Genomic DNA, 19301 nt, shown 5'->3' with positions numbered 1-19301 from the left:
GACCCCTATCATACCCATAGCGGTCATCTTTCCAGGTCATAGACCGTAGAGCGTGCCGAATTTGTCTTCGAGATAAGCCAACAACGGCTCGGGTCCGGGCTCCATGCCGCTGGCGCGGCGGATGACGTCGCGTGGGGCATACAGACCGCCATGCTGCTGAACATGCTCGCGCAGCCAGCCGGTTGCAGTGGCGGTATCGCCCTGCGCCAGTTGATCGTCCAAGCTTGGAACTGCCGCTCGGAGAGCCTGATACAGACAGCCTGCGTACACATTGCCCAGCGAATAGGTCGGGAAGTAGCCAAACAGACCGACCGACCAATGCACGTCCTGCAGACACCCGTTCGAAGGCTTGTCGACCGCATAGCCGAAATCGGCATGGAAGCGGTCGTTCCACGCGGCCTCGAGGTCCTTCACCTGCAGTTCGCCCGACATAAGTGCGCGCTCCAGATCGAACCGCAGCATTACGTGCAGATTGTACTGAACCTCGTCCGCTTCGGTTCGGATGTATCCGTTGTGCACCCGGTTTACGGCGGCATAGAAGGCATATTCATCTGCTATGCCGAAATCACCGAAGGTGTCCATCATCTGCCGGAACAGCCAGCCCGTGAAGGCGCGCGAGCGGCCCAGCTGATTTTCATAGATGCGGCTCTGGCTTTCATGAATGCCCATTGACACGCCCTGGCCCAGCGGTGTCAGCGCGTAGGCCGGGTCGATGCCCTGCTCATAGCAGGCGTGCCCGACCTCATGGATGGTCGAATAGAAACAGTTGAACGGGTCGGTTTCGCTGGTCCGGGTGGTGACGCGCACGTCGTCGCCGCTGCCCGAACAGAACGGGTGTACGGCCTTGTCCACCCGCCCCCGGTTCAAGTCGTACCCGAAAGTCTCCGCCAGCTTTTGCGTCAGCTTCATCTGGGCCGCTTCGTCGAACGTTCCGGTCACGCCCGCGGGGGACGGCCGGTCAAGAACCGCGGCGCGCAGCGCAACCAGACGCGGGCGCAGGGCGTCGAAGATGTCGGCGATCTGGGCAGCGGTCGTGTAGGGCTCGTAATCCTCGACCAGCGCGTCATAGACATCGCCGCCTTGCGCCAGAGCCACCCCTTCCTCGCGCCGCAGCGCCACGACTTCCTCCAGAACCGGAAGAAACGCGGCAACATCCTCGTCGGCGCGGGCCTGTGCCCACTTGCCCTGCGCGGCCGATGTCACGCGGGCGATGGCCGTGGCCAGATCAGCGGGCACCTTGACCGTGCGCTCGTATGTGCGGCGGATTTCGCGCAGTTGCGCCTGACCAACCTCGGTGTCGGCATGGGCGTTTTCCAGCCACTCGGCCACGCGCGGATCCGAACGGCGCGCATGCAACACGGCTTCGATTGCGGCCATCTCCTCGGCGCGCTGGTTGGTGGCCCCGCGCGGCATGACAGTCTCCTGGTCCCAGCCCAGGCGCCCGGCGATCTGTGCCAGTGCCGAGGTTTCGCGCTGAAAGGCCATCAGGTCATTGAATGCAGTCATTGGGTCAAGCTCCGCGCAGCGAGGTTGCGATGGGATAAGCGGTCAGGAACCGGGCGCGCAGGATAAGGGTCCAGACGACCACGGCCATGAACTGGTGGAAAATGGCGATCTGCCAGGGCGCGCCGTAGACCACGGTGAGGATGCCCACGACCACCTGCAGCGACAGCGCCGCGAACATGGCGTTGAAGGCGAACCGGGTCTGCGGGTGGGCGCTGCTGCTGCCGCGCCGCCAGACGAAGAGCGCGAAGGCGAACAGCACATAGCCCACGCAGCGGTGGATGAACTGCACCAGCCCCGGACTTTCGAAAAAGTTGCGCCACATCGGGTCAAGCGCGGTAGCGTCCGGCGGCAGCAGTTGCCCGCCGATCAGCGGCCAGTCGGTATAGGACCGGCCGGCGTCGATGCCCGCCACCAATGCGCCGATCAGGATCTGCAGAAAGGCAAAGTGCAGCAGCCCGGTCGACAGCGAAAACAGCCGCGCCTCTTTGGCGCGACGGGCCTGCATCAGGTCGCGTTCCTCGCGCCCCAGCATGAAGATGTACCAGGCCAGAAAGCCCAGGATCACGAACGCAAGGCCAAGATGGGTGGCCAGGCGATAACTGGCAACTGCGGTCATCCCCTCGCCCTGCGTCACGCCCGAGGCCACCATCCACCAACCGACGGCGCCTTGAACGCCGCCCAACAGTCCGGGGATCGCAAGGCGCCCGGTCCAGCCTGCGGGGATCTTGCGCAACACCAGAAAGCCAAAGAACCCAAGCGCCCAGACCAGGCCGATCACACGGCCCAGCTGCCGATGACCCCATTCCCACCAGTAGATGGTCTTGAAGTCATCCAACTCCATCCACTGGTTCATGATGCGCCACTGGTCGATCTGTTTGTACTTGTCGAACTCGGCCTGCCAGTCCGCCTCGGACATCGGCGGGATCGCTCCGGTGACCGGTCGCCATTCGGTGATCGACAGGCCGCTGTCGGTCAGGCGGGTCAGCCCACCCACCGCGATCATCACGACGACAAGCGCGAACAAGATCATCAGCCAGATACGGATGGCCTTGCGTGCACCACCCCGGCCGCGGTCGATCATGCCGGGCTGGACCGTTTCCTGCTTTTGTTCACCCGAGACTTCTTCGAAGATGCTGCGCTTGCCGCTCATGCCGTCCTCATGTCCTTGATTTTCCCGCAAGCTAGGGCCAGTGCCCGGGAAGGTCCAGCCTCAGCCCTTGTCCTTCCAGCGGACCATCTGACGCATGATCCCGTGCAGCATCTGCACATCGGCCCGCGTCATGCGCATGCGCGACCACAGGTTGCGCAGGTTCACCTTCATCCCTTCGGCCTTTTCCGGCGGGTAGAAGAACCCGGCCTCCTCCAGCCGCTGTTCGTAGTGTTCTACCAGTTTCTCGACCTCGATGCCGGTGGCCCAGTCGCCTTTGCCCAGATCGGTGGCCTCGTGCACCACGTCGCCGGTCTGGCGCATCCACTCATAGGCGGTCAGCAACACGCACTGCCCCAGGTTCAGCGAGGCGTATTCGGGGTTCACCGGCACCGAGATGATCGCATTGGCCTTGGCGATGTCTTCATTCTCCAACCCGGCCCGCTCGGGCCCGAACAGCACGGCCACCTTTTCGCCCGCCGCCACCTTCTGGGCCGCGATCTGCATGGCCCGTTCGGGGCTGTAGACGGGTTTGGTCAGTCCGCGCTGACGGGCGGTGGTGGCGAACACATATGTGCGGTCGCCCAACGCGCCGCCCAGATCGTCGAACAGCTGCGCCTCGTCCAGCAGCCGCCCGGCACCGCTCGACATGGCCACGGCCTTGGGGTTGGGCCAGCCGTCGCGCGGGGCGACGATGCGCATCCGGTCCAGACCGAAATTCCACATCGCCCGCGCCGCGGCGCCGATGTTTTCGCCCATCTGCGGGCGGACAAGCACGAATGAGGGCTGGGGTCTGTCGCTGAGCATCCTGATCTCCGAAAGTTGCGCCTGCCATAATGCCGCCGCTGGCACAGGGCAAGCCCGGCCGCCCTGCCCGATTGCAAATCACCCGGTCTGCGGGCAATAAAGTTTGCTTCGCCGCCGCAATCGGCTAAACCGCGCCAAAGACCAACCGCGAAGGATCCGCCAATGGACACCCCCGAGCAGCCTCAGATCTATCTGATCACCCCGCCGACCATCGACCCGGCCACCTTTCCCGACCGGCTGGCCCGCGTTCTGGACGGGACCGAGATCGCCTGCATCCGGCTGGCGCTGGCCGGCAGCGACGAGGACGCCATCGCCCGCGCGGCCGACGCCTGCCGCGAGGTGGCCCATGCGCGCGACGTGGCGCTGGTGATCTCGAACCATGTCCTGCTGGCGCAACGGCTGGGGCTGGACGGGGTGCATCTGGAGGATGCGGCCCGCTCGGTCCGGGCCGCGCGCAAAGAGCTGGGGGCGGATGCCATCGTCGGCAGTTTCTGCGGAACCTCGCGCCATGACGGGATGACCGCGGGCGAAGCCGGGGCCGACTATGTGGCCTTTGGGCCCGTGGGGGACGTGTCGTTGGGCAAAGGGACCCGCGCCGAGCGTGATCTGTTCCAATGGTGGTCCGAGATGATCGAGGTTCCGGTTGTCGCCGAAGGCGGCCTGACACCCGAACTGGTTGCCGAACTGGCTGAATGTACCGACTTCTTCGGTATCGGAGACGAGATCTGGGCCGCAGAGGACCCGCTAAGCGCCCTGAACACGCTGATCGCGCCGATGAATACCGGCGGTTAGGACATAACCGCCCAGTACAGACCCAAGCCCGCCAACAACAGCGAGGCTACTGTGGAAATACGGCCGCGCAGCCTGGGCGAATCCGGCAAGAGCACGGTCAGGGTGGCGAGGATCAGGATCGCGACTCCGCTCAGCGCCAACAGGATGCCAGCGGCAAAACCCAGCACCGCCGGCGCGACATGGTGCGGCGGCACACCAAGGCGCGACGATGCGTCTGACAGTGTCAGGCCAAGGACTGCACCGGCCGCCAAAAGGAACAGCACGCGCCAGACCCCCAACCGGTCGGTGACGAGGTTCCAAAGCGCCAACAAGGCGATGGCAGCCGGCACGACCGGCCACGGCAGGAACGGCCTCGCACTCAACACGTCGAACATCCCAAGCGGCAGCGTCACCAGAACGCCCAGCCCCAGCGCGGCAAGTTGAACAAGGACCGGGCGCAACTTCAGTGACAAGAAAACCAGCACCGAGGCCAGCGCCAGAAGCTGTGCCCCCGCGCCCGCGACATGCAGCAGCCCGGCCCGGAAAAAAGCCTCGGCCGCTTGCTGCGCCCCCAGCCCGGCCCCGCCTGCCAAGGGAATGCGAGGACTGACCTCGCCGCCGCTCAGAAACCCGGTATAAGGCGCCTCGACCCCTTGCTGGCGCAAGACCACGGGGCCGATTCCTTCAGGCCAGGTCAGGCGCAGGCTGCTTGCATCGGGTGGCAGAGGACCGGCCAACAGCACTCCGGAAATCCGCGGCACGTCAGGGTTGCCGACCACCGGAATACTTGCGCCTTCATAGGACAACGCAACCGGCCCGTTCACGTCGATCTGCAGGGATTGCTTCCAATCCGTTACAAAATCGTGGACGTGTTCCTCAAGCTCGGACGAGACAAGCCGGCGCAACTGCGCGTATCGCGCGCTCCCGCCGTCGCCCCCCTTCGCGACCTCTTGCGGATCGACCCCGGCCAGAACGGCCTCGGCGTTCATGGCGATTTCGACCAGAAGGCGACCGTCCCGGACCTGAAAGTCAACGATTGTCCGTCCGCTTTGTTGCGCCCATGCAGGCATTGCCAAAAAAATACATGCCAGCAATGGCGCAATTATCCAGGCGCGAAACCGCAGGAAGGTCAGCAAACGGATATTGAGACCCATCCGAAAATATCCAAAAGAACCAAAAAACTGTGTCTGAGTGTTTCTTCCTTCCAAACAAAGGGCAAGCCAAATCGCCGACGTGGACCCAGCCCGCGCAGCTTCCGGCTTGCGCGCGCCCTGCGCCTGCGGCATGACGAGGAAATGACTCAGAACAGCGACATCCTGTGCATCGGATCCGTCCTGTGGGACGTGATCGGACGATCCGCCAGCCACATGCGGCAAGGGTCGGACGTGCCCGGCCGCATTACGCGCCTGCCCGGTGGCGTGGCGATGAACATCGCCATGACCCTTGTGCGCTTTGGCATGACCCCAACCCTGCTGACCGCCATCGGCAGCGACCCCGAGGGCGACGAGCTGGTTCACGCCTGCAAGCGGCTGGGCATGGACACGACCCATATCTATCGCTCGCAGGACCTGCCCACCGACCGGTACATGGCGGTCGAAGGCGCAAACGGACTGATCGCCGCCATCGCCGACGCCCATTCGCTGGAGGCCGCCGGTGCCAAGATCCTGCGCCCGCTGATTCATGGCCCGCTGGGCTATGAAAACACCCCGTTCGAAGGGCAGATCGCGCTGGACGGCAACCTGACGCTGGACCTTCTGGAAGAAATCGCCGTCAGCCCGGCCTTCGCCCGTGCCGACCTGCGCGTAGCCCCGGCCTCGCCCGGCAAGGCCGAGCGGCTGCTGCCTTTCCTCAAGCACGGCCGGGCCACGTTGTATGTGAACCTCGAAGAAGCCGGGCTGCTGTGCCAGCGCGAGTTCGCCGATTCCGAAACCGCCGCCCGCGCTCTGCTGGACCGGGGCGCGCTGCGTGCGCTGGTGACCGACGGGGGCAACTCGGCCACCGTGGCCAGTGCCGAAGCGGTAATCACCCAGAAACCCCCGTCGGTTCTGGTCACGCGCGTGACCGGCGCGGGCGACACGTTCATGGCGGCCCATATCGCCGCCGAAGCCAATGGCGCCAGCATCGACGAGGCGCTGACCCGCGCCCTGCATGCCGCCGCAACCTATGTATCCGGAGAGACCCCCCTGTGATCGACATCCAGTATTCCGCCGAAGTGCGCGCGGCCAAGGACGATGGAACCCCCATCGTTGCCTTGGAAAGCACCATCATCACCCACGGCATGCCCTACCCGCAGAACATCGAGGTGGCGGCCCAGGTCGAGCAGGACATCCGCGACGCGGGCGCCGTTCCGGCCACGATCGCGGTGATCGACGGCCGGCTGCATGTGGGGCTGGAACCCGATCAGTTGAAGGATTTGGGACAGGCGCAGGGCGTGGCCAAGATTTCGCGCGCGGATATGGCAGCCTGCATCGCTTCGGGCGGAACCGGGGCCACCACCGTTGCCGCCACGATGATCGCCGCCCATTTCGCGGGGATCCAGGTCTTTGCCACCGGCGGCATCGGCGGGGTGCATCGCGGCGCGGAAACCAGCTTTGACATCTCGGCCGACCTGCACGAACTGGCGCAGACCCCGGTCACAGTCGTGGCCGCCGGGGCCAAGGCGATCCTTGATCTCGCAAAAACGCTCGAAGTGCTTGAGACACTGGGCGTGCCGGTCATCGCCCATGGGCAGGATGAATTCCCAGCCTTCTGGTCGGCCAAGTCGCCCTTTGCCGCGCCCCTGCGGATGGACACAGCCGAGCAGATCGCCAAGGCCCATGCGACGCGCCGCGCTCTGGGTCTGCCAGGCGGGCAGCTGGTGGCCAACCCGATCCCGCTGGCCGATCAGATCCCGTCCGAGGAACTTGACCCGATCATCGCCTCGGCCCAGCAGGACGCCGAAGCGCATCGCATTACCGGCAAGGCCGTCACGCCCTATCTGCTGCAGCGCATCTACGAGCGGACCGAGGGCCGATCCCTGATCGCCAATATCGCCCTGGTGCGCAACAATGCGCGCCTTGCGGCTGGTATAGCCAAGTCTTTGAAGGCTCAGGCTGACTAAGCGTCAAACGGACCTATTGTACCAAGGCGCCGGACTGATTAACTAGTCCGGCAAACCGCTCGGAACCGCGATGAACACACCGTTTGATGAAGAACCCCACCGCCGCCCCGGCCTGCTGTCGCGGCTACGCGCGTCGTTTCTGACGGGTATCGTCGTCATCGCACCGGTCTGGCTGACGCTGTGGCTGATCCTGTCGGTAGTCGGCTGGATCGACAGCGCGGTCCTGCCCCTGATCCCGCACCAGTTCCGGCCCGAACAATATGTGGGTATCAACCTGCGCGGCGTGGGCGTCCTGTTCTTCCTGATCTTCACGGTTCTGGTCGGCTGGATCGCCAAAGGTATCCTGGGCCGGTCTCTGATCCATTTTGCCGAAAGCCTGGTCAACCGGATGCCCGTCGTCCGGTCGATCTATTCCGGGATCAAGCAGATCTCGGAAACCGTCTTTGCCCAGACCGAGCGGTCATTCGAGAAGGCCTGCCTGGTGCAGTATCCCCGCCGGGGCATCTGGGCCATCGGCTTCGTCTCGACCGAGGCCAAGGGCGAGATCAACAAACGCGCCGAGACCGGCGGCGGCCTGCTGAGCGTGTTCATTCCAACCACGCCGAACCCGACCTCGGGTTTTCTGCTGTTCTTCCCCGAGGAAGACGTGATCCTGCTGGACATGACGATCGAGGATGCCGCCAAACTGGTGATCTCGGCCGGGCTGGTCTATCCGAACCAGAAAGACCCCACGCAGCCGCCCGAGTGATCAGCCGAACATCGCGGGCAGATCAACGGTGCTGCGCGCACCCAGATCGGGTTTGTGATCGGCCAGAAACCGGTCGGCGGCGGCCCGTCCCGCCTGTTTCAGGCTGTGCAGAACCACCGGGTTGGGCACCGTTTTGGTCGCAACCGACAGGCTGTTCATCAGGGCGTCATCCGCAATCATGTGCACGAAGACCCGGCTCATCTCGCCCGCCTGCAGTTTGCCCTCGGCCAGCAGGCGCTGCACGAAGTTGATCGCCCGCAGCTCGCGCAGAAGGGACGAGTTGAAGCTGATCTCGTTGATCCGGTTCTGAATCTGCTGCGGGGTCTTGGGAACCTCGTCGCGCTCCAGCGGGTTGATGTTCACGATCACCACATCCTCGGGCAGGCCCGCGTTGAACAGCGGAAACAGCGCCGGGTTGCCGGTATAGCCGCCATCCCAATAGGCTTCGATCCGGTCGGTTTCGGGGTCGTGGATTTCAACCGCCTGGAACAGGTTCGGCAGGCAGGCCGAGGCGAGGATCGCATCAGTCGTCACCTCATCGCCCGTGAACACCCGGATCTTGCCGCTGCGCACACAGGTGGCGCAAACGAACAGGCGCGGCCCCTGATCGGCGCAGACCTCGCCAAAGTCAAAGGCCTCGACCACCGGGGCCAGCGGATTGCGGTAGAACGGCCCATAGGCATAGGGCGACACCATCCGCGACCAGGTATCAGCCACCGAGAACGGCAAAGAATACTCCATCGCCTGCGCGATCTGGGCGGGCTCCATTCCGGCCAGCCAGTTGGCGATGCGCATGTCGCCCACCGCGCCCATCCTCTCCCACAGGGCGTTCAGAGTCTCGCGCGCGCCATCGCGACCGGCATGGACCATGCCGGCCTTGAACGCGGCCCCGTTCAACGCCCCGGCCGAGGTTCCGGTGATCGCTGCGACCTCGATGTCTTCGTCGTCCAGCAGGCGATCCAGCACGCCCCAAGTAAAGGCGCCATGCGCGCCGCCGCCCTGCAGGGCAAGATTGATGCGCTTTACCATATCGGTCAGCCCCAGCGCGCGCCGCCGATCACAACGCGGTCCACCCGCCGTCGACCGAGATCGTGGTGCCGGTGATCTGGGCCGCGGCGTCCGAGCACAGGAACACGGTGGTTCCGCCCAGCTGTTCGACGGTCGCGAACTCTTTCGAAGGCTGCCGTTCGAGCATGACATTCTTGATTACGTCCTCGCGGCTCATGTTGTATTCCTTCATCGTGTCGGGGATCTGCGCCTCGACCAGCGGCGTCAGCACATAGCCCGGACAGATGGCGTTGCAGGTGATCGGCTCCTGCGCGGTTTCCAGCGCAGCGGTCTTGGTCATGCCGACGACCCCGTGCTTGGCCGCCACATAAGCCGCCTTGTAGGGCGATGCAGTCAGCCCATGCGCCGAGGCGATATTGACGATCCGCCCCCACCCGGCCTTGCGCATCATCGGCAGCGCCGCCGCCATCGTGTGAAAGGCCGAGTTCATGTTGATCGCGATGATCGCGTCCCATTTATCGACCGGGAACTGGTCGATCGGCGCGACGTGCTGAATGCCTGCATTGTTGACCAGGATATCGCAGGCTCCGGCCTGTTCGATCAGCGCCCGGCATTCCTCGCCCTTGGACATGTCGGCCTTGATGTAGCGCGCGTTGGTTCCGGTTTCCTTGCTGATCTCGGCTGCCAGCGCGTGATCTTCATCGCGGTCGGTGAACGAGTTCAGAACCACATCGGCCCCCGCCTTGGCCAATGCGCACGCGATGCCCAACCCGATGCCCGAATTCGATCCGGTGATGATTGCTGTTTTTCCCGACAGGTTCATTTTGGGTCTCCCACAGACTCATGATTTGGAGACACAGTGCCATGCTGCACCTGCAAAATAAACGGGGAAAGACCCGGTTGCGGATACGGTCAATTTATGGGCGGGAAGTTCGGAGCTCGAGGCAGAAAAAAACGCCCGCACGAAGCGGGCGTTAAGTTATTGAGGCAGGTTTCATACAGGCAAGAAACCTATCGAGCAGTGGAACCTTTATAAGCAATTCCGCGCCGTCATCCAAGCTAAAAGTTTGATAATAAGAAAAATCATCGGTACGGTGAATCCCAACAAAATAAGGCCAGAGCAGGATTGTTTCCAAAATGAGCCCCGATATTCTCCGTCCCATCCGCCCGTTGATCGCGGGAATCGCTGCCTCGCTTGTCGCCACGTTAGCGCAAGCAGAATCGACCCATGGCATAGCTATGTATGGAGACCCGGCCCTACCACCGGATTTTGTGTCGCTGCCTTATGCCAACCCCGACGCGCCCAAGGGCGGCAAGGTCGTGTTCGGCAATACCGGCGGCTATAACAGTCTCAACCCGTTTGTGCAAAAAGGCACCGCCCCTTGGCAGCTGAGATTTTGGACCCACGAGGGGTTGATGGGCCGTTCGTGGGACGAACCTTTCACTCTTTACGGGCTTTTGGCCGAATCAATCGACACCGCGCCGGACCGATCCTGGGTCGAATTCACCCTGCGTGAGACTGCCCGATTCTCTGACGGATCGCCGGTCACGGTTGACGATGTGATCTGGTCTTACGAGACCCTCGGAACGCAGGGGCATCTGCGCTATCGCGGTCTGTGGGCCAAGATCGACAGCATTCAGCAAACCGGACCACGCTCGGTCCGGATCATCTTCAACGAGCCAGACCGCGAGCTGGCCCTGATCGCAGGGCTGCGGCCGATCCTCAAGAAGGCCCAATGGGAGGGCAAGGATTTCGCCGAGGCATCCCTGCAAGATGTCCCGATTGGCACCGGCCCCTATGTCATCGATGACTACGAGGCCGGGCGTTTCGTGAACCTCGAACGCAATCCGGATTATTGGGGCAACGATGTCCCGTTCCGCCGGGGTACCATGAATTTCGACGAGATGCGGTTGGAGTTCTACGGCGACCAGACGGTTCTGTTCGAGGCCTTCAAGGCCGGCGCGCTGTCGGCCGTCCGCGAGTTCAACGCCGACAAATGGGCCACGCAATACGATTTCCCGGCCGTTCAGCGCGGCGATGTCATCAAAACCGAGATTCCGCATAAAAAGCCCTCGGGCATGACAGGTCTGGTCATGAACACGCGCAAAGCGCCCTTTGACGATTGGCGCGTGCGCGAGGCGCTGACCCTTGCGTTCAATTTTGAATTCATCAACGGCACGATCACTGGCGGTGCTCAGCCTCGGATCACCTCGTATTTCTCGGGGTCTGAACTGGCGATGCAGCCCGGACCGGCAACCGGCCGGGTGGCTGAGATGTTGCAACCCTACGCGGCTGATCTGCCTCCGGGAACTCTGGAAGGGTATGTTCTGCCCGAGGGCGACGACTCGGTTCGCAACCGAAAGGACATCCGCAAGGCCGCTGATCTGCTGGAGCAAGCCGGGTGGACTATCCAGGACGGCGTGCTGAAGAACGCAGCGGGCGAGCCGCTCAAGATAACCCTGGTCATCAGTCAGGGAAGCTTGAATGTGGTTCAGAATGTGGATGCGATCGCCGAGATGTATGCCCGCGCGCTGGAACGGCTGGGGATCGAGCTGACCGTCGACAAGGTGGATGACGCACAATACACCCAGCGGGTGTCCGAGCTGGATTTCGACATGACCCCGTTCCGCCGCGCTCTGTCGCTGTCGCCGGGCAACGAACAACGCCTCTACTGGGGCAGCGAAGGCGCGGATGCCTCGGGGACACGCAACCTGATGGGGGTCACCTCTCCGGCGGTGGATGGGCTGATCGATGCGATGCTGGCCTCGGAAAGCCGTGAGGATTTCGTGGCCGCCACCCGCGCGCTTGACAGGGTTCTGACCGCCGGACGGTATGTCATTCCAATCTGGAGCTTTGATGTTGGCCGCATCGCCCATGTGAAGGAAATGAAGCATCCTCAGATCTTGCCAATCTACGGCGACGGACCGCAGTTCATGCCCGATGTCTGGTGGTACGAGGAGTAGCAGGCAACCGGTAGGGGCTTGTGCCCCTGCCCATTTCAAGTGATGCACTTAGCTCGGATCGGACGCCGCGCGGGCGTCGGCAATTTTCGGCACATGTGACCAAACACCAAAAGGCGATCGAACAAATCCGCCGGCCGCTATTTCTAGAGCATTTGACTACTTTTTGCGGGTGGAACGCTTGTTACCACGATATCTCGCAATCCAAGTGAGGATCGACGCAACGGACACCTGCACCGAAAACAGATTTCTTAGATAGAACAAAGCCCTGTATTCGGCGCAGTCCAGAGTGCGAGCATTTGAACGATCGCCAAAACCGACAGTGAGTGGGAAAACGGGCCGAGCACGGCGTGAAAAACCGCTTTGATTTTCCAGCACCCCGACCTGCGACATTTTGTCATGTCTTCGCGCGGGCTGCGCGCTCCGTACGCTGGTCTGGGGAAGAGCAGTCCTGAAACCCGAACCACGGAAGGCTCGCAGATGTTGAACTGGACTGATTTGACACAAGACTGGAGCGCGTCCTACGCACGTGCCAAGCGCCGTTTTCCGAACCTGCGCGATCAGGATATGGCGCGCGTGAGGACGGACAGGAAACGCTTTGAGGCCTATCTGGCCGAGCGGCACCACCTGACGGTGAACGAGGCCCATGAAGAGGTCGAGGATTTCCTTTACACCGAAGGCCTGAACCGCGAGCTTGCCCGGCGTTAGGCCAGCGACGTGACCCACAGGATGGTTGCATCCTCATCGCTTACCGAGATCACGTTGTGCCCCATGCTGCCGTCGTAATAGGCGCTGTCGCCCCGACGCATCTCAACCGGTTCATAAAACTCGGTGTACAGGCGGATCACGCCGGTCAGCACATACAGGAATTCTTCGCCATCGTGACGCACCCAGCCGTCGAACTCGTCCATTGACCGGGCGCGCACGCGGGCCCGATAGGGCAGCATCTGCTTCTTGGTCAGCGTTTCGGCCAGCAACTCGTGCTCGTAGGTCGTAGTGGCGTGCGCGGTGCCTTCACCCATCTTGGTCACCGCCATGCGACCGATCACTTGATCCCGCTCGGGCGGGGTGAACAGCTGCGGTACAGAGATTTCGAGACCGATCGCCAGCTTCTTGAGCGCATCATAGGTCGGCGACATTTGGCCATTTTCGATCTTGCTGAGCGTGGACCGGGCCAACCCGGCCTGGTTCGCCGCCTGCTCGAGGGTCCATTTCCGCGCCTTGCGCAGTTCACGCACGCGGGCACCCAGATCTACCGGCTCCAGCTCGGTGCGGGAACCGTTGTCGCGGGCGATGCGTACGATGGATTTGTGGTCTTTGCTCGTCATGCGTCATTCTATAGGGCCAGCGCCGCGCGCTTGCAACGCGTGACAAAGGGCAATAGCCAAGGCGCATGTTGTCGATCTTCGATCAGGGGCCGCCGACGCCCTGCCCCGCGCTGTTCAACCTGGCCGCCCATGTGCTGCGCCGCGCCGATGCCACGCCCGACAAGGTGGCCCTGTCCGTGCTGCGCCCTGACGGTTCGGACGACTGGACCTTTGCGAAGTTGAAATCCGCGGTTCTGGGCACCGGAACCGGGCTGCTGCGTGCGGGCCTGGTGCCCGGCGACATCGTGCTGATGCGTCTGGGCAATACGGTCGATTTTCCCATAGCCTATCTGGGGGCGATCGCCGTCGGGCTGATCCCGGTACCGACCTCCTCGCAACTGACCGAGCCGGAAACGGAGCGGATGATCCGGGAACTGTCTCCAGCCGCCATTCTGCGCGATCCGTCCGTGGCCTGTGCCGCGCACCCCAACCAGATCGGCCTGGCCGACCTTGCCGCCATGCGCGACCTGCCGCCCGCGTCGTTCGACATGGGCGATCCGGAACGCATGGCCTATGTCGTCTATACCTCGGGCACCTCGGGCAAGCCACGCGCCGTGGCCCATGCGCATCGCGCGATCTGGGCGCGGCAGATGATGGTCGATGGCTGGTACGGCCTGCGTGAGGCCGACCGCCTGTGCCACGCGGGCGCGTTCAACTGGACCTACACGCTGGGCACCGGCCTGATGGACCCGTGGACCATCGGCGCCACCGCGCTGATCCCCGAACCCGGAACCGACCCGACCGCCCTGCCCGGGTTGCTGCGCCGCCACCGCGCCTCGATCTTTGCGGCCGCCCCCGGCGTGTACCGAAAGATGCTGAACGCGGCGGACACGCTGCCTCTGCCCGATCTGCGCCACGGCCTGAGCGCCGGCGAGAAGCTGTCGCGCGCCTTGCACGAACGCTGGGTTCAGGCCACCGGGACCGAGCTGTACGAGGCCTACGGCATGTCGGAATGCTCGACCTTCATCTCATCCAGCCCGTCCCACCCCGCGCGCGGCGATGCGCTGGGCCAGCCTCAAACGGGGCGCCGCGTGGCGATCCTGGGGCCTGACGGGCCGGTTCTGCAGGGGCAGGAAGGCACCATCGCCATTCACCGCTCGGACCCGGGGCTGATGCTGACCTACCTCAACGCCCCGGACGAGGCCCGCGCGCGCATGCAGGGCGACTGGTTCCTGACCGGCGATCAGGGGGCGATGGCCGTGGATGGGCAGATCACCTATCTGGGGCGCGACGACGACATGATGAACGCCGGCGGCTACCGGGTGTCCCCGGTCGAGGTCGAATCCGTCCTGTCGCGGTTTCCCGGAATCGCTCAGGTCGGCGCGGCGGCGGTCGAGGTCAAACCGGACACTTTCGTGATCGCCGCCTTCTATTCCGGGCCGGAAAAACTGGACGAAACCGACCTGCGCGCTTATGTCGAGGCCAACCTGGCGCGCTACAAACAACCCCGCGCCTTCATCCACCTTCCCGAACTGCCCACCGGGGGCAACGGAAAACTCCTGCGCCGCGCATTGCCGGCCTATTTCAAGGCACCCGAAGAATGACCCAGACCGTCAAGCTTGATATCTTGTCCGACCCGATCTGCCCGTGGTGCTATATCGGCAAGACCAACCTGGACAAGGCGCTGGCCTCGGTCCCGGACCATCCGTTCGTGATCGAATGGCATCCGTTCCAGCTGAACCCCGACATGCCCGAAGGCGGCATGGACAGGCGCGAATACCTGGAACGCAAGTTCGGTGGCAAGGAAGGTGCGGTCAAATCCTATGCGCCGGTGGTGGAGCATGCCGAAAAGGCCGGCCTGAACATCGATTTCGAGGCCATGAAACGCACCCCGAACACGCTGGACGCCCATCGCCTGATCCATTGGGCCGGGATCGAGGGCAAGCAGAACCAGGTGGTGGATGCGCTGTTCACTGCGTATTTCGTACAGGGCCGCGACATCGGCGACCACGAGGTTTTAGCCGACATCGCCGACAGCGTGGGCATGGACGCCGCAGTTGTTCTGAAGCTGCTGAAATCCGACGCCGACCGGGACGACATTCGTCAGCGGGATACGCACTCGCGTGAGATGGGCGTAAACTCGGTCCCCACCTTCATCGTCGCCAACCAGCACGCGGTCCCTGGGGCGCAACCACCGGAATTGTGGGCGCAAGTGATCGGCGAAATCATGTCTCAGCTTGAGCCTTCCTCTGCAGAATAGCACAGAGTTCTGTGCGCGATTGCACCTAGCCCACCTTGCCCTGTCGTGTTAGCGCGTTGGGGCAAGGAGTCCCCGCATGGCTGACCGTATTTCCAAGGCCGAATTCATCGCGCTGATCGCGATGATGTTTGCCACGATCGCATTTTCGATTGATTCAATGCTGCCTGCTCTACCTGAGATCGGTGCGCAGCTCAGCCCTGATGACGTGAACCGGGCGCAGTTGATCCTGACCAGCTTTGTTCTTGGCATGGGAATCGGCACGTTCTTCACCGGCCCGATCTCGGATGCGGTCGGACGCAGGCCGGTGATCTTTGCCGGAGCAGCAGTCTATATTCTGGCATCGGCCGTGGCTTGGGCCAGTTCGTCGCTGGAGTTGGTTCTGGCTGCCCGGGTGGTTCAGGGACTGGGGGCCGCCGGGCCCCGCGTAGTCGCGATGGCGATCATCCGCGATCTGTTCTCGGGCCGGGAAATGGCGCGGATCGTGTCCATCGCGATGATGATCTTCACCCTGGTGCCCGCCATCGCGCCCATGGCCGGTGCCGCCGTGATCGCCTTTGCCGGTTGGCGCGGCGTGTTCATGTCGTTTATCCTGTTTGCGTTGGTCATCATTGTCTGGATGGGGTTCCGTCTGCCGGAGTCCCTCGCGCCGAAAAACCGCCGCCCGTTCCGCCTGCCACTGATGGTCGGTGCCGTGAAAGAGATGTTTGCCCACCCCACCGTGCGCCTGTCGATCTTTGTCCAGACCCTGTGCATGGGCATGCTGTTCACCATGCTGACCATGGTGCAGCCGGTCTATGACGTGATCCACGACCGCGCCGACAGCTTCCCTTTCTGGTTCGGATTCGTGGCGCTGATGTCCGGCTCGGCCAGCCTGCTGAACGCGGCCGTCGTGGTGCGCGTGGGCATGCGCCGCATGGTGACCTGGGCGCTGGCCGGTCAGATCCTGATCACCTCGTTGGTGATTGCCCTGAACATGTCGAACCTGTCGCCGCAGGCCTCGTTTGCGCTGTTCGTGTTCTGGCAGACCACGGTCTTTTTCATGGCCGGCGTCACCATGGGCAACCTGAATGCCATCGCGATGGAGCCGATGGGCCATATCGCCGGCATGGCGGCCTCGGTCATCGGGTCGATCTCGACCGTGCTGGCCGCCGCGATCGCCGCGCCTGTGGGGCTGCTGTTTGACGGTACGCTGGGGCCGCTGACCTTCGGCATCCTGACCATGTGTGTGCTGGCCTTCGGGCTGATGGTCCATATGGGCCGGATCGAAGAACGCGTTCCCGCCTGACCTGTCCCGCGCGCCCGAACTGCGCTAGACTCGCCCCAGTCAGGGGGAATTCGGCATGAGCGACTATTACGATCTGGGCACGCATAGCTGCCCCGTCACCACGTCCTCGGATCAGGCGCAGCTTTGGTTCGACCGGGGCCTTGTCTGGACCTACGGCTACAACCATGAAGAGGCGGTCGTGTGTTTCCAGCGCGCGCTGGAGCATGACCCCGACTGCGCCATGGCCCATTGGGGCGTGGCCTATGCCGCCGGGCCCAACTACAACCTGCCCTGGGATCTGCTGGACGACCGCGGTAAGGCCAAGGCCCTTAACTGCGCCTATGACGCAACCCAGTGCGCACTGGCCCTGCTGGATCGCTGCACGCCGGTCGAACGCGAACTGATCCGCGCTCTGCCCGCCCGCTATCCCCAGCGGGATCCGGCGCCCGACATGCACCGCTGGGACCACGACTTCGCCGACGCCATGCGCGCCGCCTTCGTGGCCCAGCCCAACCATCTGGACCTGCGCACCATCTATGTCGAGTCGCTGCTGAATCTGACCCCTTGGCAGATGTGGGACCTCAGGACAGGCCAGCCTGCCGAGGGTGCCGCGACGCTTGAAGCGAAGGAAGCGCTGGAATGGGCCATGGCCAACGATCCGGCGGCGATGTCGCATCCGGGTCTGCTGCACCTCTATGTGCATCTGATGGAGATGTCGCCCACGCCGGAAAAGGCGCTGAAGGCCGGTGACGTGCTGCGCACGCTGGTGCCCGATGCCGGACATCTGGTGCACATGCCCACCCATATCGACGTGCTGTGCGGCCACTACCAGAACGTCGTCCACTGGAACGAACAGGCGGTCATCGCCGATCTGAAATATTACCAGCGCGAAGGCGCGTTCAACATCTACACCGGCTATCGCCAGCACAATTACCATTTCGTCATCTATGGCGCGTTGTTCCTGGGCCAGATGGAGCCCGCCCTGCGCGCCAACAAGGGCCTGTGGGACACCACGCCCGAGGAAATGCTGCGCATCGAAAGCCCGCCGATGGCGGATTACTTCGAAAGCTACATGGCCATGGGGCCACATATTCTGATCCGTTTCGGCCGGTGGGAGGAAGCCAAGGCCCTGCCCCTGCCCCCCGATCCCGACCTATATCTGACGGTGACGGCCACCACGCATTACGCCCGCGCCATCGCCCATGCCGCCACCGGCGACGTGGCCGAGGCCGAGGCCGAAGAGCAGATATTCCTCGCCGCCAAAGACCGCGTGCCCGAAACCCGCCTGCTGCACAACAACCGCGTCATCGACCTGCTGGAGATCGCGCGCGAGATGCTGCGGGGCGAGATCGAGTACCGCAAAGGCAATTTCGACACGGCCTTCGCCCATCTGCGCCGTTCGGTCGAACTGGACGACAATCTGCCCTATGACGAGCCCTGGGGCTGGATGCAGCCCACTCGCCACGCGCTGGGGGCGCTGCTGTTCGAACAGGGCCACGTGGCCGAGGCCGAAGCCGTCTATCGCGAGGATCTGGGTCTGGGCGGCATCCTCAGCCGCGCCTCTATCCATCCCGACAATGTCTGGAGCCTCAAGGGCTTGCACGATTGCCTCAAGGCGCGTGGCGCGGTAGAGGAATTGCAGCTGATCCGACAACGACTTGACCTGGCCCTGGCGCGGGCCGACCGCAGCGTCGGCGCCTCGTGCTTCTGCGCCCAGGCCGCGATGAGAGCCGCTGAATGAAACTGTTGAACGCTGCGCTGATCGCGCTGTGCTGCGGTCCCGCTTGGGCCGACCGTCAGACCTTTCCGCCTGTGGACGAGGCCAGCCAAGGCCCGGCACTGGAAGCCTTTCGTGCGGACCTGCGCGCAAAGGTCGCCGCCCGCGACCTCGAGGGCGTGATGGCCGCCACCTGCCCCGAGATCTACACCAGCCACGGCGACGAGGACGGCCCCGAGACGTTCCGCGCCAATCTGACGGTCGATCCCGAGAGCCTACCCGAGTCCGACCGCCGTCATGCCGCCACCATCCGCGAGGACTACTGGCGCGACCTCGAGACCACGCTGGCCCAGCCCGGCTATTTCGACGAGGATGGCGAATTCTGGATGCCGCACCAGTGGCGGCTTACCCTGCCAGCGAAGCTGGATCCGTTCACCGCCTATTTCGTGACCGGTCAGGATGTCACCCTGCGCCAGGCCCCAAACCGCGGCGCGCCCATTCTGGACCTGATCAGCCACGAGGTGGTGATCGTGCCGGACTATCTGGAAGAGGCCGAATATCAGGGCGTCATCCTGACCGACGGAACGCGCGGCTATATCTATTCCGAATTCCTGTGGTCGATGGTCGGCTATCGCGCGGCCTTCGTGAAGTCGGACAGCGGTGACTGGCAGCTGTGTACGTTCGTGGCCGGGGACTAGGCCGCGC

Annotated in this window: 18 protein-coding genes; 11 read left to right on the top strand and 7 right to left on the bottom strand. The window is 63.6% G+C overall.

What is annotated here, in order from left to right:
* Positions 1-36: 36 nt before the first annotated feature.
* From ACR0BA_RS02625 to ACR0BA_RS02615, 3 genes are read right to left on the bottom strand one after another with little or no spacing between them, the layout of a single operon-like run.
* Positions 37-1506: a carboxypeptidase M32 gene (locus ACR0BA_RS02625; protein ID WP_480726318.1), complete on the bottom strand. Its 1470-nt coding sequence runs from the start codon at positions 1504-1506 to the stop codon at positions 37-39.
* Positions 1507-1510: 4 nt separating this feature from the next.
* Positions 1511-2656, bottom strand: coding sequence for a heme A synthase (ctaA, locus tag ACR0BA_RS02620; RefSeq protein WP_480726316.1), 1146 nt, complete (start codon positions 2654-2656; stop codon positions 1511-1513).
* Between the two features lie 60 nt (positions 2657-2716).
* Positions 2717-3460: an RNA methyltransferase gene (locus ACR0BA_RS02615; RefSeq protein ID WP_480726315.1), complete on the bottom strand. Its 744-nt coding sequence runs from the start codon at positions 3458-3460 to the stop codon at positions 2717-2719.
* A 162-nt stretch (positions 3461-3622) separates the two neighbouring features.
* Between ACR0BA_RS02615 and ACR0BA_RS02610 the strand changes: the two genes are divergently transcribed.
* Entirely contained in the window at positions 3623-4252 is a 630-nt protein-coding gene (locus ACR0BA_RS02610) for a thiamine phosphate synthase (protein ID WP_170599677.1), read from the top strand.
* On the opposite strand, the gene ACR0BA_RS02605 is transcribed toward ACR0BA_RS02610, so the two are convergent.
* Positions 4249-5385 carry a HupE/UreJ family protein gene (locus tag ACR0BA_RS02605; protein ID WP_480726313.1) on the bottom strand — a complete coding sequence of 379 codons (1137 nt, stop codon included), beginning with the start codon at positions 5383-5385 and terminating at the stop codon, positions 4249-4251. The genes ACR0BA_RS02610 and ACR0BA_RS02605 overlap by 4 nt on opposite strands.
* 141 nt (positions 5386-5526) lie before the next feature.
* Between ACR0BA_RS02605 and ACR0BA_RS02600 the strand changes: the two genes are divergently transcribed.
* From ACR0BA_RS02600 to ACR0BA_RS02590, 3 genes are all read left to right on the top strand, one after another.
* The gene (locus tag ACR0BA_RS02600; RefSeq protein ID WP_480726311.1) at positions 5527-6420 is read left to right on the top strand and encodes a PfkB family carbohydrate kinase; all 894 of its coding nucleotides are present in this window, start codon (positions 5527-5529) and stop codon (positions 6418-6420) included.
* Positions 6417-7331, top strand: a complete 915-nt coding sequence (locus ACR0BA_RS02595; protein ID WP_170359037.1) for a pseudouridine-5'-phosphate glycosidase — start codon at positions 6417-6419, stop codon at positions 7329-7331. The genes ACR0BA_RS02600 and ACR0BA_RS02595 overlap by 4 nt, the downstream gene beginning before the upstream one ends.
* 70 nt (positions 7332-7401) lie before the next feature.
* Positions 7402-8079 (top strand): DUF502 domain-containing protein, encoded by a 678-nt coding sequence (locus tag ACR0BA_RS02590; RefSeq protein WP_149774457.1) that lies wholly within the window; start codon positions 7402-7404, stop codon positions 8077-8079.
* Here ACR0BA_RS02590 and ACR0BA_RS02585 read toward each other — a convergent pair whose 3' ends face one another.
* The gene (locus ACR0BA_RS02585) at positions 8080-9108 is read right to left on the bottom strand and encodes a patatin-like phospholipase family protein (RefSeq protein ID WP_480726310.1); all 1029 of its coding nucleotides are present in this window, start codon (positions 9106-9108) and stop codon (positions 8080-8082) included.
* Positions 9109-9136: 28 nt separating this feature from the next.
* Positions 9137-9910 (bottom strand): 3-hydroxybutyrate dehydrogenase, encoded by a 774-nt coding sequence (locus ACR0BA_RS02580; RefSeq protein WP_480726308.1) that lies wholly within the window; start codon positions 9908-9910, stop codon positions 9137-9139.
* A gap of 314 nt (positions 9911-10224) precedes the next feature.
* Between ACR0BA_RS02580 and ACR0BA_RS02575 the strand changes: the two genes are divergently transcribed.
* Entirely contained in the window at positions 10225-12051 is a 1827-nt protein-coding gene (locus ACR0BA_RS02575; RefSeq protein WP_480726306.1) for an extracellular solute-binding protein, read from the top strand.
* 477 nt (positions 12052-12528) lie between these two features.
* Positions 12529-12756 (top strand): hypothetical protein, encoded by a 228-nt coding sequence (locus ACR0BA_RS02570; protein ID WP_093962974.1) that lies wholly within the window; start codon positions 12529-12531, stop codon positions 12754-12756.
* On the opposite strand, the gene ACR0BA_RS02565 is transcribed toward ACR0BA_RS02570, so the two are convergent.
* On the bottom strand, positions 12753-13376 hold the full coding sequence (locus tag ACR0BA_RS02565) for a helix-turn-helix domain-containing protein (protein WP_093962221.1): 624 nt from the start codon (positions 13374-13376) through the stop codon (positions 12753-12755). The genes ACR0BA_RS02570 and ACR0BA_RS02565 overlap by 4 nt on opposite strands.
* Before the next feature lie 65 nt (positions 13377-13441).
* Between ACR0BA_RS02565 and ACR0BA_RS02560 the strand changes: the two genes are divergently transcribed.
* The 5 genes from ACR0BA_RS02560 (at position 13442) to ACR0BA_RS02540 (ending at position 19294) form a co-directional block, all read left to right on the top strand.
* Positions 13442-14959 (top strand): class I adenylate-forming enzyme family protein, encoded by a 1518-nt coding sequence (locus ACR0BA_RS02560; RefSeq protein WP_480726304.1) that lies wholly within the window; start codon positions 13442-13444, stop codon positions 14957-14959.
* Entirely contained in the window at positions 14956-15615 is a 660-nt protein-coding gene (locus ACR0BA_RS02555) for a DsbA family oxidoreductase (protein WP_480726302.1), read from the top strand. The genes ACR0BA_RS02560 and ACR0BA_RS02555 overlap by 4 nt, the downstream gene beginning before the upstream one ends.
* Before the next feature lie 76 nt (positions 15616-15691).
* Positions 15692-16900 (top strand): multidrug effflux MFS transporter, encoded by a 1209-nt coding sequence (locus ACR0BA_RS02550; RefSeq protein ID WP_222456735.1) that lies wholly within the window; start codon positions 15692-15694, stop codon positions 16898-16900.
* A gap of 55 nt (positions 16901-16955) precedes the next feature.
* Positions 16956-18620: a hypothetical protein gene (locus ACR0BA_RS02545; RefSeq protein ID WP_480726301.1), complete on the top strand. Its 1665-nt coding sequence runs from the start codon at positions 16956-16958 to the stop codon at positions 18618-18620.
* A complete protein-coding gene (locus ACR0BA_RS02540; RefSeq protein ID WP_480726299.1) occupies positions 18617-19294 on the top strand; it encodes an SH3 domain-containing protein in 678 nt (225 codons plus the stop codon). The genes ACR0BA_RS02545 and ACR0BA_RS02540 overlap by 4 nt, the downstream gene beginning before the upstream one ends.
* Positions 19295-19301 lie beyond the last annotated feature (7 nt).

The organism is Ruegeria sp. CI5, assembly GCF_056536885.1.
The sequence above is the reverse complement of the archived record's forward strand: the minus strand, read 5'-3'. Positions and strand labels throughout refer to the sequence as shown.

Excerpts from the sequence above, each read along its gene's own strand:
- ACR0BA_RS02615 (WP_480726315.1), bottom strand. The coding sequence starts at position 3,460 with ATGCTCAGCGACAGACCCCAGCCCTCATTCGTGCTTGTCCGCCCGCAG.
- ACR0BA_RS02610 (WP_170599677.1), top strand. The coding sequence starts at position 3,623 with ATGGACACCCCCGAGCAGCCTCAGATCTATCTGATCACCCCGCCGACC.
- ACR0BA_RS02585 (WP_480726310.1), bottom strand. The coding sequence starts at position 9,108 with ATGGTAAAGCGCATCAATCTTGCCCTGCAGGGCGGCGGCGCGCATGGC.
- ACR0BA_RS02600 (WP_480726311.1), top strand. The coding sequence starts at position 5,527 with ATGACTCAGAACAGCGACATCCTGTGCATCGGATCCGTCCTGTGGGAC.
- ACR0BA_RS02540 (WP_480726299.1), top strand. The coding sequence starts at position 18,617 with ATGAAACTGTTGAACGCTGCGCTGATCGCGCTGTGCTGCGGTCCCGCT.
- ACR0BA_RS02550 (WP_222456735.1), top strand. The coding sequence starts at position 15,692 with ATGGCTGACCGTATTTCCAAGGCCGAATTCATCGCGCTGATCGCGATG.
- ACR0BA_RS02605 (WP_480726313.1), bottom strand. The coding sequence starts at position 5,385 with ATGGGTCTCAATATCCGTTTGCTGACCTTCCTGCGGTTTCGCGCCTGG.
- ACR0BA_RS02625 (WP_480726318.1), bottom strand. The coding sequence starts at position 1,506 with ATGACTGCATTCAATGACCTGATGGCCTTTCAGCGCGAAACCTCGGCA.
- ACR0BA_RS02545 (WP_480726301.1), top strand. The coding sequence starts at position 16,956 with ATGAGCGACTATTACGATCTGGGCACGCATAGCTGCCCCGTCACCACG.
- ACR0BA_RS02575 (WP_480726306.1), top strand. The coding sequence starts at position 10,225 with ATGAGCCCCGATATTCTCCGTCCCATCCGCCCGTTGATCGCGGGAATC.
- ACR0BA_RS02590 (WP_149774457.1), top strand. The coding sequence starts at position 7,402 with ATGAACACACCGTTTGATGAAGAACCCCACCGCCGCCCCGGCCTGCTG.
- ACR0BA_RS02570 (WP_093962974.1), top strand. The coding sequence starts at position 12,529 with ATGTTGAACTGGACTGATTTGACACAAGACTGGAGCGCGTCCTACGCA.
- ACR0BA_RS02560 (WP_480726304.1), top strand. The coding sequence starts at position 13,442 with ATGTTGTCGATCTTCGATCAGGGGCCGCCGACGCCCTGCCCCGCGCTG.
- ACR0BA_RS02580 (WP_480726308.1), bottom strand. The coding sequence starts at position 9,910 with ATGAACCTGTCGGGAAAAACAGCAATCATCACCGGATCGAATTCGGGC.
- ACR0BA_RS02555 (WP_480726302.1), top strand. The coding sequence starts at position 14,956 with ATGACCCAGACCGTCAAGCTTGATATCTTGTCCGACCCGATCTGCCCG.
- ctaA (WP_480726316.1), bottom strand. The coding sequence starts at position 2,656 with ATGAGCGGCAAGCGCAGCATCTTCGAAGAAGTCTCGGGTGAACAAAAG.
- ACR0BA_RS02565 (WP_093962221.1), bottom strand. The coding sequence starts at position 13,376 with ATGACGAGCAAAGACCACAAATCCATCGTACGCATCGCCCGCGACAAC.